At 71.4% G+C, this 12,802-nt stretch carries 13 protein-coding genes; 9 read left to right on the top strand and 4 right to left on the bottom strand.

Annotated features, from left to right (window positions below; translation table 11 throughout):
- The first annotated feature begins 47 nt into the window (after window positions 1-47).
- The 3 genes from EV382_RS07650 (at window position 48) to EV382_RS07640 (ending at window position 4,414) form a co-directional block, all read left to right on the top strand.
- The gene (locus EV382_RS07650; protein WP_130400891.1) at window positions 48-734 is read left to right on the top strand and encodes a response regulator; all 687 of its coding nucleotides are present in this window, start codon (window positions 48-50) and stop codon (window positions 732-734) included.
- Between the two features lie 357 nt (window positions 735-1,091).
- A complete protein-coding gene (locus EV382_RS07645; protein ID WP_130400890.1) occupies window positions 1,092-1,859 on the top strand; it encodes an ABC transporter ATP-binding protein in 768 nt (255 codons plus the stop codon).
- Window positions 1,859-4,414, top strand: coding sequence for an ABC transporter permease (locus EV382_RS07640; protein WP_130400889.1), 2,556 nt, complete (start codon window positions 1,859-1,861; stop codon window positions 4,412-4,414). Before EV382_RS07645 ends, EV382_RS07640 begins: the two co-directional genes overlap by 1 nt.
- A 57-nt stretch (window positions 4,415-4,471) precedes the next feature.
- Here EV382_RS07640 and EV382_RS07635 read toward each other — a convergent pair whose 3' ends face one another.
- Together EV382_RS07635 and EV382_RS07630 are read right to left on the bottom strand one after the other, a co-directional pair.
- Window positions 4,472-5,122 carry an HAD family hydrolase gene (locus EV382_RS07635; RefSeq protein ID WP_130408565.1) on the bottom strand — a complete coding sequence of 217 codons (651 nt, stop codon included), beginning with the start codon at window positions 5,120-5,122 and terminating at the stop codon, window positions 4,472-4,474.
- A 121-nt stretch (window positions 5,123-5,243) separates the two neighbouring features.
- Window positions 5,244-6,035: a neutral zinc metallopeptidase gene (locus EV382_RS07630; protein WP_130400888.1), complete on the bottom strand. Its 792-nt coding sequence runs from the start codon at window positions 6,033-6,035 to the stop codon at window positions 5,244-5,246.
- Window positions 6,036-6,240: 205 nt separating this feature from the next.
- Between EV382_RS07630 and EV382_RS07625 the strand changes: the two genes are divergently transcribed.
- Together EV382_RS07625 and EV382_RS07620 are read left to right on the top strand one after the other, a co-directional pair.
- On the top strand, window positions 6,241-6,633 hold the full coding sequence (locus EV382_RS07625) for a YciI family protein (protein WP_244236912.1): 393 nt from the start codon (window positions 6,241-6,243) through the stop codon (window positions 6,631-6,633).
- A gap of 4 nt (window positions 6,634-6,637) precedes the next feature.
- Window positions 6,638-7,894: an RNA polymerase sigma factor gene (locus tag EV382_RS07620; RefSeq protein ID WP_130400886.1), complete on the top strand. Its 1,257-nt coding sequence runs from the start codon at window positions 6,638-6,640 to the stop codon at window positions 7,892-7,894.
- Between the two features lie 73 nt (window positions 7,895-7,967).
- On the opposite strand, the gene EV382_RS07615 is transcribed toward EV382_RS07620, so the two are convergent.
- Entirely contained in the window at window positions 7,968-9,068 is a 1,101-nt protein-coding gene (locus tag EV382_RS07615) for a calcium:cation antiporter (protein WP_130400885.1), read from the bottom strand.
- A 98-nt stretch (window positions 9,069-9,166) separates the two neighbouring features.
- Here EV382_RS07615 and EV382_RS07610 point away from each other — a divergent pair, with 98 nt between their 5' ends.
- Entirely contained in the window at window positions 9,167-9,529 is a 363-nt protein-coding gene (locus EV382_RS07610; protein WP_244236585.1) for a metalloregulator ArsR/SmtB family transcription factor, read from the top strand.
- On the top strand, window positions 9,526-10,032 hold the full coding sequence (locus EV382_RS07605; RefSeq protein ID WP_130400883.1) for an SRPBCC family protein: 507 nt from the start codon (window positions 9,526-9,528) through the stop codon (window positions 10,030-10,032). Before EV382_RS07610 ends, EV382_RS07605 begins: the two co-directional genes overlap by 4 nt.
- Here the strand turns inward: EV382_RS07605 and mug are convergent.
- Entirely contained in the window at window positions 10,029-10,592 is a 564-nt protein-coding gene (gene mug, locus EV382_RS07600; RefSeq protein WP_130400882.1) for a G/U mismatch-specific DNA glycosylase, read from the bottom strand. The genes EV382_RS07605 and mug overlap by 4 nt on opposite strands.
- Before the next feature lie 186 nt (window positions 10,593-10,778).
- Here mug and EV382_RS32660 point away from each other — a divergent pair, with 186 nt between their 5' ends.
- Together EV382_RS32660 and EV382_RS07590 are read left to right on the top strand one after the other, a co-directional pair.
- Entirely contained in the window at window positions 10,779-11,588 is an 810-nt protein-coding gene (locus EV382_RS32660) for a CPBP family intramembrane glutamic endopeptidase (RefSeq protein ID WP_165435746.1), read from the top strand.
- A gap of 94 nt (window positions 11,589-11,682) precedes the next feature.
- Entirely contained in the window at window positions 11,683-12,396 is a 714-nt protein-coding gene (locus EV382_RS07590; protein ID WP_130400881.1) for an alpha/beta fold hydrolase, read from the top strand.
- Window positions 12,397-12,802: the final 406 nt, after the last annotated feature.

The following is a 12,802-nucleotide window of genomic DNA, read 5'->3' as shown; positions in this document are numbered from 1 at the left end:
CGAGGATGACCGGGGCGCGTCACGACGTCTGCGGGACGGGAGACCAGATGAGCGATCAGGCACCTTCGGCGCGGCCGGTGCGGATCCTGCTCGCCGACGACCAGCCGCTGCTGCGGACCGGGTTTCGGATGGTGCTGGGCGCCGAGAGCGACCTGGACGTGGTGGCGGAGGCCGGTGACGGTGTGGTGGCCGTGGAGCTGGCCCGGCGGCTGCTGCCCGACGTCGTTCTGATGGACATCCGGATGCCCCGGATGGACGGGGTCGCGGCGACCCGGGCGATCGTCGACGCCCGACTGCCGGTACGGGTGCTGGTGCTCACCACCTTCGACCTGGACGAGTACGTGGTGGGCGCGTTGCGCGCCGGCGCCAGCGGGTTCCTGGCCAAGGACGTGCCGGCCGAGGACCTGATCGCGGCGATCCGCACCGTCGCCGGTGGGGACGCGGTGGTGACCCCTCGGATCCTGCGGCGGCTGCTGGACCGCTTCGCCGAGGTGCTGCCCGACCCGGCGGCGACGCCGTCGGCGGCGCTCAACGCGCTCACCGACCGGGAGCGCGAGGTGCTCGTGCAGGTCGCCCGTGGGCTGTCCAACGCCGAGATCGCGGCGGTCCTGTCGGTGAGCGAGACGACCATCAAGACCCACGTCGGGCACGTGCTCACCAAGCTGCGGCTCCGCGACCGGGTGCAGGCGGTGGTGCTGGCGTACGAGTCGGGGCTGGTCCGCCCCCGGGCGTAGTCGCACCGCCCCGGGTACCTCACCCGGCGTACTCGAAGATCCCTCCGTGGGGGGACGGCCACCGTTGCCTCCGTCACCTACCGTGACCGCAGATGGTCCGGTTCGGTTGACCCTCCTGTGGCGTCAGGTGGAAGCGTCGGTGCTGCCGCCCGCGCCGAGTGGGGAAAAACGGTCGACCGGCCCGGACGTCAGGGGCAACCCTGATCCGACATAGGGGTGCACCCGCAGCGGGAAATCCGCGCCAGGTCCCCCCAGGGTCGGACGGGGCGGGCGCAAACAGCACCGATGATTGAACAGTCGCGCCGGACCATTCGGGGGGCGGCGTGCATTTTCGGACAGACGGAAGAGGTAGATGACGTGACCGCGACGGTAGGCCAGCAGGCGCAGGCCGCGGCTCGGGCGAACGACGTGTGGAAGGTGTACGGCAGCGGCGAGGCTCAGGTCATCGCGCTGCGGGGGGTCAGCGCCGAGTTCGAACGTGGCCAGTTCACCGCGATCATGGGCCCCTCGGGTTCCGGTAAGTCGACGCTGATGCACTGCCTGGCCGGGCTGGACGCGGTGACCCGGGGGACGGTGGAGATCGGTGAGACGACCGTCACCGGGCTCGGCGACTCGGGGTTGACGAAGCTGCGGCGCGACAAGGTGGGCTTCATCTTCCAGCAGTTCAACCTGCTGCCGACGCTGACCGCCAAGGAGAACATCCTGCTGCCGCTGTCGATCGCCGGGCGTAAGCCGGACCAGGCCTGGTACGACACGGTGATCGAGACGGTGGGTCTGCGGGACCGGCTGGACCATCGGCCGGCGCAGCTCTCCGGTGGGCAGCAGCAGCGGGTGGCGTGCGCGCGGGCGCTGGTCTCCCGCCCTGAAGTGATCTTCGCGGACGAGCCGACCGGCAACCTGGACTCGCGCTCCGGCGCGGAGGTGCTCAACTTCCTGCGCAATTCGGTGCGGGAGCACGGCCAGACCATCGTGATGGTCACCCACGACCCGACGGCCGCCGCGTACGCCGACCGGGTGGTCTTCCTCGCCGACGGTGAGATCGTCTCGGAGCTGATCGAGCCGACCGCCGAGACGGTGCTGGACACCATGAAGAAGCTGGACACTCCGGCCGAGGTGGGCAACTGATGTTCCGCGCGACGCTGAAGAGTCTGCTGGCCCGCAAGGTCCGGCTGATCCTGTCCGGCCTGGCGGTGGTGCTCGGGGTGATGTTCGTCTCCGGCGCGTTCGTGCTCACCGACACGCTGGGTCGCTCCTTCGACTCGATCTTCGCCGACGCCTACTCGGACGTCGACGTGAACGTCGCGGCGAAGCCGAGGGTGCAGGTCAACGAGATGGAGGGTGAGCAGACCGCCAACCCGCTGCCGGCCGCCGTGGTGGAGCGGGTCACGCAGGTGCCGGGGGTGGCGTCGGCTACCGGTGTCGTCGCCGCCGACGGCGCCCGGATCATCGGCAGCAACGGCAAGGTGGTGACCTCGTTCGGTCCGCCGCAGTTGGGTGAGAACTGGACCGGCGAGGGCGAGCTGCTGCGGCTGCGCGAGGGGCGTGCGCCGCAGGCCGAGGACGAGATCGTCATCAACAAGGCGTTGGCCACGGCCGCGAAGGTGCAGGTTGGCCAGAAGGTCGGCGTGCTCACCGCGTTCGAGTCGAAGAAGCGGGACTTCACCCTGGTCGGTGTCGTCGGTTACAGCGGTGACCGGGACTCGATCGGCGGTGCCAACGAGGTCTTCTTCACCACGCCGGTGGCGCAGCGGCTGATGCTCGGCGAGCCGGACGTGTTCAGCAACATCACCGTGCGCGCTGCCGGCGGGGTCTCCGACGAGACGCTGCGCGACGACGTGAGCCGTGCCCTCGGGGCGGACTTCGAGGTAAAGACCGGCGAGCAGTTGGCCGCGGACGCCGCGGGTGGCCTGAAGGAGGGCCTGTCCTTCTTCAACAAGATCCTGCTCGGTTTCGCCGCGGTGGCGCTGCTGGTGGGCACCTTCCTGATCCTCAACACGTTCTCGATCATCGTGGCGCAGCGGACCCGGGAGTTGGCGCTGATGCGCGCCATCGGGGCCAGCGGGCGGCAGATCATCGGTTCGGTGGTGCTGGAGGCCATCGCGGTGGGGTTGATCGCATCGGTGCTCGGCCTGGCGGCCGGTATCGGGGTGGGCGCGCTGCTGGCGTTCCTGTTCGGCAAGTTCGCCGGTGGGCTGACCCTGGCCGGGATCGGCGTGCCGGCGGCGGCGGTGATCGGTGCGTTCGCCGTCGGTCTGGTGATCACCGTGGTGGCAGCGCTGCTGCCGGCGCTGCGGGCGTCGCGGATCCCGCCGATCGCAGCCATGCAGGAGGTGGCCACCCCGGACCGGCCGTTGACCAAGGTCACCGTGGCCGGATCGCTGGTCACCGGCGTCGGCGCGGTGCTGCTGTTCCTCGGGCTCAGTGGCAACGCCGGCGGTCAGACGCTGTCCACCATCCTCGGTGGGGTGCTGTTCGCCTTCATCGGGGTGGCGCTGCTGACCCCGCTGATCAGCCGGCCGGTGGTGAGCCTGCTGGGTGCGATCTTCTCGTGGTCGGTGCCGGGCAAGCTGGGCCGGCTCAACTCCGGGCGCAACCCGCGCCGCACGGCGATCACCGCCGCCGCGCTGATGGTCGGCATCGCGCTGGTCACCGGCGTCACGGTGATCCTCGACTCGGCCAAGGGCAGCATCAGCGCGCTCGCCCAGGACACCATCAAGGCCGAGCTGGTGATCGCCGGCGTGCAGGGTGGTCCGCGTCCGCCGTCGTTCGACCCGGGGGTGCTGGACCGGGCCAAGGCCCTGCCCGGTGTGCAGTTGGTCGACGGCGAGTACGGCGACATGGCGAAGATCGACGGCGAGAGCACCTGGGTGGCGGCGAGCAGCGACCCGGCGTCGCTGCGCCAGATCTTCGGGGCGAAGCCCACCGCCGGTGACATCGACCGGATCGGGCCGACGCAGATGTTGGCCAGCTCGGACACGGCCACCTCCCGTGGCTGGTCGGTCGGCTCGACGGTGACGGTGCAGCTGACCCGGGGCGAGGCCCGCACCTACACGGTCAGCGGCATCTACGAGTCGTCGCAGTTGACCAACCCGGTGACGCTGCCGCCAGCGGCGGCGAAGAACTTCGCCATCCCGCAGCCCATCCAGGGCTTCATCCAGTTGGCCCCGGGCACCCGGGTCTCCGATGTTCAGCCCCAGGTGGAGGCGTTGCTCGCGGACAGCCCCGAGGTGTCGGTGGCCGACCGGGACGCGTTCATCAAGCAGCAGACGAGTTCGCTCGACGGGTTGCTCACGATGATCCAGATCCTGCTCGCGCTGGCCATCGTGATCGCCGTCCTCGGCATCATCAACACCCTGGCCCTGTCGGTGCTGGAGCGGACCCGCGAGTTGGGTCTGCTGCGGGCGATCGGCCTGCGCCGGTCCCAGACCATGGGGATGATCACCGTGGAGGCGGTGGTGATCTCGGTGTTCGGCGCGCTGCTCGGCGTGGTGGTGGGCACCGGTCTCGGCGCCGCGGTGGTCGAGGCGCTCAAGGACGAGGGCATCACCGACCTGATCCTGCCCTGGGGGCAGATGGGGGTGTTCCTCGGTCTCGCCGCCGTCATCGGCGTGGTGGCCGCCGTGCTCCCGGCCATCCGGGCGGCTCGGATCAACGTCCTGGGCGCCATCGCCCACGACTGATCGGGGGAAAAGGGGGCCCTGCTGACGCGAGCGCGTCAGCAGGGCCCCCTTTTTCGTTCAGGCAGCGGCCCGGTCCGTCACCAGCTCGGCGAGCAGCTCCAGGTCCACGCCGGTCAGGCTCTCCACTTGGTGTACGCCGACAGTGCGCGGCAACGCCACCTCCGCCGGTACGGCCAGCACCGCCGCGCCTGAGGCGAGCGCGCTGGCCACCCCGGTCGGCGAGTCCTCGATCGCCACGCAGTGCGCGATCGGCACCTCCAGCAGCCGGGCCGCGGTCAGGTAGGGCTCGGGGTGCGGCTTGGCCGCCACCACCTCGTCGCCGGCGACCACCGTGTCGAAGTTGTCCCGGCCGAGGGTGTCCAGGGCGATCTCGACCAGCGCGCGTGGGCTGGAGGTGACCAGCGCGGTGGGGATTCCCGCCGCGCGGACCGCGCGCAGTAGGGCGAACGCCCCCGGCCGCCAGGGCAGACCGGTGCGGAACAGCTCCAGGATCCGGGTGTTGATCCACGCCGCGCTGATTTCCGGATCCCGTTCCGGCTGCCCCAGGTCGTCGTGCAGGATGCGCATCGACTCGGCCATCGCGGTGCCGATGATCGCCTGGCGGGCGGCGACGGAGAGTTTCCCGCCGTACTCCGCCGCGAGTTCCTGCAACGCGACGTCCCACAGCTTCTCGCTGTCGACCAGCGTGCCGTCCATGTCGAAGAGCACAGCGGCGGGGTGATGGCTGCTCAGCGGAACCTCCAGGGTCGTGACCGACACCGGCGATCCTGCCAGCACCCCCCGTGGCCGGTGGTGGCAGCGGGCGGCAGGGTGATCCGGGCAACCCCGCTCAGCCCAGGTCGCACTCCTTCAGGGAGCCCTCGTAGCCCCGGAAGAACATGTCGGTGCGCTGCTCGGCGGTGCCGTGCGCCCCTTCCGCGAACCACGGCTGGTTCGGGTCGTCGCCGACCGCCGCCACGCCCTCCCGGAACTCCTCCAGGTCGCCTTCGGCGAGGGTCAGGGCACCGGAGCGCACCGAGTCGCCGAGGTACGCCCCGGCCATGCAGTCGGCCTGCAACTCCTGCTGGATGGTGAAGCTGTAGTTGATGCCGAGCCGCACCTGGATGGCGTGCGCGTACTCGTGCCCGAGCAGGTAGAACACGAACGCGTCGCCGACCTGGCGGAACGCCGCCACTGACCAGGCGACGTCGTAGGCGATGAAGTCGCCGCGCGAGCAGTAGACGGCGTTGTTGCGGGGCAACGGCTGGCCGCCGCAGGACACCTCGCCGTCGCGCTGGTACGGGATGATGCGCCGGATCGGTTGGAACCGCTGCCCGGACGCCTTGAACTGGGCCGCCCAGTACCGCTCGGCGACCGCCTGCGCGTCGGCGACGTCCTGCTCGAACTCGGCGACGCTGGTGGTGCTGTCGGCCCGGGTGGTGTTCGGCCCCGGCGAGGCGGCCGGCGGGTTCGCCCCGGGGCGCTCGGCTTCCGGCTCGACCAGTCCGCCGCCGGCGCAGGCGAGTGAGACCAGGGCGGCGATCAGCAGACCCGCCAACGGGCCCCGGGCGTCGCGTCCCAACCGTGCCCCCACTGTGCCTCCCCAGACATCGGTGCTCGCGCTGCGCTGTACCCCGACGATACGACCGTCACGCCCCCGCCCGCGCTGCCGCCTCGCCCACTGGTGATCAAGAGGTTGGCGTCAACCCGCCCGGCGTGTCGTGACGCAAACTTCTTGATCACCAGATCGGGTGGGGTGGGAGTGTCCGGGAGCGGGGGTTGGGTTCGACGTTTCTGGTGGGCGGTGCCGGGGCGGCACCGGAGACAGGAGGGCCACTGTGAAGTACATGATTCTGCTCTACGGGTCGCAGCAGGACTATGACGTGCTGTCGGGGCGGGCCACCGACCGGCCGGCGATGTCGGCCGAGCAGATCGCGGCGATGCACCAGCACATGGAGACGTTCCACCAGGCGCTGGCCGAGTCCGGCGAGTTGGTCGACGCCCGGGGCCTGAGCGAGCCGGTACACGCCCGCCGGGTGCAGGTACGCCAGGGAGCGCCCGTGATCACCGACGGCCCGTACCCGGAGACGCAGGAGGTCCTCGCCGGTTACACCATCGTGGAGTGCGCCAGCTTCGATCGGGCCACCGAGATCGCCGCCGGCCTCGTCGACCCGGACGCCCCCGGCGGGTACGTGGACGTGCGGCCGGTGCTCGACGGCGTCGAGGACCTGGCCGGCTGACCTGGTGCCGGAGACTCCCGTCGAGGACCTGCTGCGCGAGCTGGCGCCGCAGGCCCTCGGCGCGCTGGTCCGCCGCTTCGGGCACTTCGACACCGCCGAGGACGCGGTCCAGGAGGCGTTGATCGCGGCGGCCGACGGGTGGCCGCGCGACGGCGTACCGGACAACCCCCGGGGATGGCTGATCACCGTGGCGTCCCGTCGGCTGACCGACCTGCTGCGGCGCGAGCAGGCCCGGATGCGGCGTGAGGACACGGTGGCGCGGTGGACGCTGCCCGAGCAGTGGCACGCGCCCGCCGCCGACCGTGCGGCGGCGGACGCCGACGACACGCTCATCCTGCTGTTCCTGTGCTGCCATCCGGCGCTCTCGCCGGCCTCGCAGATCGCACTCACGCTGCGCGCGGTGGGCGGGTTGAGCACCGCCGAGGTGGCGCGGGCGTTCCTGGTGCCGGAGGCCACGATGACCCGGCGGATCAGCCGGGGCAAGCAGCGCATCCGCGACAGTGGACTGCGGTTCGCGCCGCCCAGCGGCCCGGAGCGCGCCGACCGGCTCGCCGCCGTGCTGCACGTGCTCTACCTGATTTTCACGGAGGGGTACGCGCGCACGGCCGGGCCGGGGTTGCTGCGCGCCGACCTGACCGCCGAGGCGATCCGGCTGGCCCGCCTGGTGCACCGGTTGGTGCCCGAGGACCCCGAGGTCACCGGACTGCTCGCGTTGATGCTGCTCACCGACGCCCGGGCTCCGGCGCGGATCGGCCCGCACGGCGAGTTGGTGCCGATGGCCGAGCAGGACCGTGGCCGGTGGCGGGCCGACCAGATCGCCGAGGGCGTCGAGCTGATCACCGGGGCGTTGCCGCGCGGGGTCGTCGGGGCGTACCAGCTCCAGGCGGCCATCGCGGCCCTGCACGACGAGGCGCCCACCGCGGCGGCCACCGACTGGGCGCAGATCACCGCCCTGTACGAGGTGCTGCTGGGGATGTCCGACAACCCGGTGGTGGCGCTCAACCACGCGGTGGCGGTGGCGATGAGCCGGGGCGCGCCGGCCGGGTTGGCGCTGCTCGCCGGGTTGGCCGATGACCCCCGTCTCGCTGACGACCCTCGACTGCCGGCCGCCCGCGCCCACCTGTGGGAGCTCAACGGCGAGCGGGTCGCGGCGCGGGAGGCGTACCGGATGGCGGCGGCGCGCTCGACGAACCTGGCACAGCAGCGCTACCTGAACGCCCGCGCGGAACGTCTCGCGGGCGACCCGCCACCCACCGACTGAGCCGGCCGGCCGCGCCGCGGCACGAGCTGGGTCGCCAGCCCGTGTCGCGGCACGGGCTGGCGGCCGGGAAGCGTCACGGGCTGGCGGCCAGGAAGACGAAGGCGGCCAGCAGCACCAGGTGTACGCCGCCCTGAAGCACGTTGGCCCGGCCGGGCACCACGGTGAGCACGGCGGTCACGGCGGTGAGCGCGAGCAGGGCGAGCTGGGTGCCGCCGAGGCCGAGCAGCAACGGGCCGTCCAGCCAGATCGAGGCGATCGCGATGGCCGGGATGGTCAGGCCGATGCTGGCCATCGCCGAGCCGAGCGAGAGGTTCAGGCTGATCTGCACCCGGTCGCGGCGCGCGGCGCGGGCGGCGGCCAGGGTCTCCGGCAGCAGCACCAACAGCGCGATGATCACGCCGACGAACGCGTGCGGCAGGTTCACCGCGGCGACGCCGGCCTCGATGGTCGGGGAGACCGTCTTGGCGTCGCCGACCACCGCGACCAGCGCCACCAGCAGCAGCGCCAGGCTGACCAACGCCGCGCGGGTGGTCGGCGGTTTGGCGTGCTCCTCCGCGTCGATGACCTGGCCGTGGCTGTCGATCGGCAGGAAGTAGTCGCGGTGCCGGCCGGTCTGGACGAGCACGAAGAGCCCGTAGAGCGCCAGTGAGGCGACGGCGGCGAAGGTGAGCTGGGCCGGGCTGAACTCCGGGCCGGGGCGGGCCGTGGTGAACGTCGGAATGACCAGGCTCAGGGTGGCCAGGGTGATCACGGTGGCCAGGGCCCCGCCGGTGCCCTCCGGGTTGAACACCGCGACGCGACGGCGCAGCGCCCCGAGCAGCAGGGACAGGCCGAGGATCCCGTTGCAGGTGATCATGATGGCGGCGAAGACGGTGTCGCGGGCGAGTGACTGGGTCTTCTCCGGCCCGCTGATCATCAGTGTGACGATGAGGGCCACCTCGATCACGGTGACCGCGACGGCGAGCACCAGTGACCCGAACGGTTCCCCCACCCGGTGGGCGACCACCTCCGCGTGGTGCACGGCCGCGAGCACCGCACCGCCCAGCAGCACCGCGACCACCGCGATGATCGGGCCGGGCAGGTTCCGTCCCCAGGTGGCGATCAATACCAGGACGGCGAGCACGGGGACGGCGAAGGTCCAGTCGGTCAGGCGGGAGCGAAGCTGGGCGGCCATGCCGTACAGAGTGCCAGCTCAGGTGATCATGCGCCCACTATCGACGCACGCCCCGGTTCCGACACGCAAACCCGTAACCCATGGGTTACGCTTCTGGGGTGGATGAGGTGGCCGTCGCGATCGCGGACCCGGTACGACGACACATCCTGACCATGTTGCGCGACGAACCCCTCTCCGCCGGCGACATCGCCCAGCGGTTCACGATCAGCCGACCCGCCGTCAGCCGCCACCTGCGGGTGCTGCGCGAGAGCGGGCTGGTCCGTGACGAGTTGGTCGGACGGCAGCGGATCTACCGGCTCGACCCGGGCCCGCTCGCCCCGCTGCGCGACTGGCTCACCGGGCTCAGCACGGTCGACCGGTGGGAGCGGCACCTCGACGCGTTGGAGACCGAGGTCTATCGCACCCGCCGAGAGCGCCGCAGCCGCGGCCCGGCGGAGCACCGAAGGGAGCACACGGCATGACCCGCACACCCGCCGGACGCCTGTTTCGCACCGCCACCGGGCATGATCTCGTCCTCACCCGGACCTTCCGCGCCCCGGCGGCGGACGTCTGGGCCAGCCTGACCGAGTCGGAGCGTACGGCCCGCTGGTTCGGCCCGTGGGAGGGCGACGCCGGGCCCGGACGGACCATCCGGGTCCAGATGGCGTACGAGGAGCAGCAGCCCTGGTGCGACGTCCAGATCGACGCCTGCGAACCGCAGCGGCATCTCGCCGTGTCGATGATCGACAGCTACGGCACCTGGCTGTTGGAGCTGACGCTGACCGAGGCCGACGGCAGCACCGCGCTGCGGTTCGTGCAGCACCTCACGAGCGTGGAGGGCATCGCCGAGACGGGCGCCGGCTGGGAGTACTACCTGGACATGCTCGTCGCCTCCCGAGACGGCTCCCCCCGCCCCGACTTCGACGACTACCACCCGGCCATGCAGCCGTACTACCAGAACCTCGTCGCCACCGACCGCACCTAGGTCTCCTGGCGCAGCTTGGCGAACTCGGCTGTCAAGGCCGGCAACGGGAAGTGCGCGTTCAGGCCGCTCGGGTTCGGCAGCACCCACACCCGGGCGCGGCCCAGCGGCTGCGACTGCGGCCCCAGGCCGGCCCGGGGTCGGGCGAAGGCGATCCGGTACGCGGTCACTCCGAGGATGGCCACCCACCCCGGCCGGTACCGCTCGACCTTCACCGCCAACCCGGTCACCCCGGCCACCAGTTCCGCCGAGGTCAGCTCGTCGGCGCGGGCGGTGGCCCGGTTACTCAGGCTGGTGATGCCCAGGCCGCGGCGCAGCAACTCGTCGTGCTCCCACGGGTGCAGTCGCCGGTCGGTGAAGCCCGCACCGTGCAGGGCCGGCCAGAACCGGCTGCCCCTACGGGCAAAGGGCAGCCCCACGGCGGCGGAGTAGAGGCCCGGGTTGAAGCCGCAGAACAGCACCCGCAGGCCGGGCCCGATCACGTCCGGCAGGCCCCGACCGGCGGCCGCCGCCACCTCCTGCGGTGTCGGTCGCCGAAACGGCTCCGACTGCTGCGCCCCCACCTGACCGATCCTGCCGTACGATCCGGCACCGAAACCGCGATGCGCCGCGGGCGGCCGACGTCCGCGCGGAGCTCGACGACCGGTTGCGCCAGTACGTCGGTGGTTACCGAGGTGTGCTCGGCCTCGCCTACCTCGTCCTCGGCCGCTGACGGTCCGCCTTTGACGCCGCTGGCTACGCTGCGCGGGGTGAGTCCTGGACCGCGTCTCGCCCTGCCCTGGCGGATCGTCGTCGTGGCCACCGCCGCCGTGCTGGTCTGGCTGTTCCTGCGGGCTCTGCTCGACGGTGACTACGACCGGCCCACCCACGCGGTCGGGGCGGTGCTCACCACCGCTGTCGTCGTACCCCTGGTGGTTGTCGCCCGTCGCGTCCTGGACCGACGCCCGTGGGCCGGTCTCGGGCTGCCGTCGCTGCGCGCCGGCTGGCGGCACCTGCTGCTCGGTATGGCCTGCTGGCTCGTCCCTGCGGCGGCGGGGTTCGCGCTCTGCCTCGGCTTCGGCTGGGTCGAGATCAGCGTCCGGACGTCCGTCGGGGACGTGCTGCGGGTGGCAGCGCTGCTGGTGGTGCTGGTTTTCCTGAAGGAGGCGCTGCCGGAGGAGCTGATCTTCCGTGGGTACCTACAGCACAACCTCGCCACCCGACTGCCGGCCTGGCAGGCCCTCGTCGGGCAGGCCGTGCTGTTCACCTCCTTCGGGTTCCTCGTCGGGGCGGCCCGATCCGTCGACCGACTGGCACTCTTCTTCGTCTTCGCGCTGCAACTGGGCGCCTTCCGCGCTGCCACCGGTGACATCTGGGCCGGCATCGGCCTGCACGTCGCCTTCCAGACGGTCGCTCAGCTGTTCGGTGACGTCGGGGCGGTCTTCGACGTGGTCGGTGGGGACGTCCTGGGAGTGGTGGCCATGGGGGCCATTCCGTTCTCGGTCAGCTGGTTGGTCCTGCGACACCGCTACCGGGACCGGCTGAACTGGCACGCCCCGACACCGGACCCGGTGCACTGAGCGGCTGAAGGCTGGGCGTTTGGCCCACCGGCCCGACCGGCGTGGGGAAGAGTGGCGGTCGAGAGCTGTCGTCGCGAGCGTGTGGAGGATTCGGATGAGCGACACGTCTTCGGGCGAGCCCGCCCGCAACGTCGTTCTGGTCCACGGCGCGTACGCCGACGGTTCCTCCTGGTCCGACGTCATCCCGCTCCTGCAACGGGCCGGGCTCACGGTCACCGCGGTGCAGAACCCGCTGACCTCCCTGGCCGACGATGTCGCCGCCACCAACCGCGCCCTCAACCGTCAGGACGGGCCGACGGTGCTGGCGGGCCACTCGTGGGCCGGCACGGTCATCAGCGAGGCCGGTAACCATCCGATGGTCACCGCCCTGGTGTACGTCGCGGCCCGCGCGCCGGATGCCGGGGAGGACTACGCCGCGCTCGCCGCGAAGTTCCCCACGCCACCGGCGAACGCGGGTCTCGTGCACCACGACGGGTACGCGCAGCTGAGCGAGAGCGCCTTCCTGAGCGACTTCGCCGGTGGCGTCGACGACGCCCGCGCCCGCGCCCTGTACGCGGTGCAGGGCCCCATCGCGGACGACCTCTTCAAAGGCCGCACGACGACGGCCGCGTGGCGGGACAAGCCCTGCTACTACTCGATCTCCACGCAGGACCGCACGACCGCGCCGGAGCTGGAGCGGTTCCTGGCTGATCGGATGAATGCGACGACCATTGAGGTCGAGTCATCGCATCTGGCCATGGTCACCCACCCGGAGACGATCGCCGACCTCATCCTCATGGCGGCCAGGGGCACCCCCGCTTCCGCGTAGAGCGACCACGGCGGGCTGCGTGAGGTAGGACGTCGTAGCAGGTCAGGTCAGGGCGCAGGCGGATCCGCAGTACGGGCAGAACGCGCGCTTGGCGTTCGACGTGATCTCGACGTCGCACCGTACGCAGTGGCCGTTCTCCCACAGGCCCTGGTCGATTCCGAGGTCCCCGTCGTAGTAGTCACGATCCGGCCAGGCGACCAATTCGACGCTGAGGCCCGGATCGACGTCGTCGGCGTAGTAGGTGACGCCGGCCGCGCGCGGGCCTACGCCCGGGGCCGGAGCACGTGGGCTTGACGAGGCGCATACATCGGAGGTTTACTGCGTCAGCGATAACAATCGATGAATTCTGATCGTCCACTGTGGCGGCGGAGGTCATCGATTGATCGTCCGCACCACCCCCTCCATC

This window comes from Micromonospora violae (assembly GCF_004217135.1).
Taxonomy (GTDB): Bacteria; Actinomycetota; Actinomycetes; order Mycobacteriales; family Micromonosporaceae; genus Micromonospora; species Micromonospora violae.
This window is presented reverse-complemented; position numbering and strand designations above follow the sequence as displayed.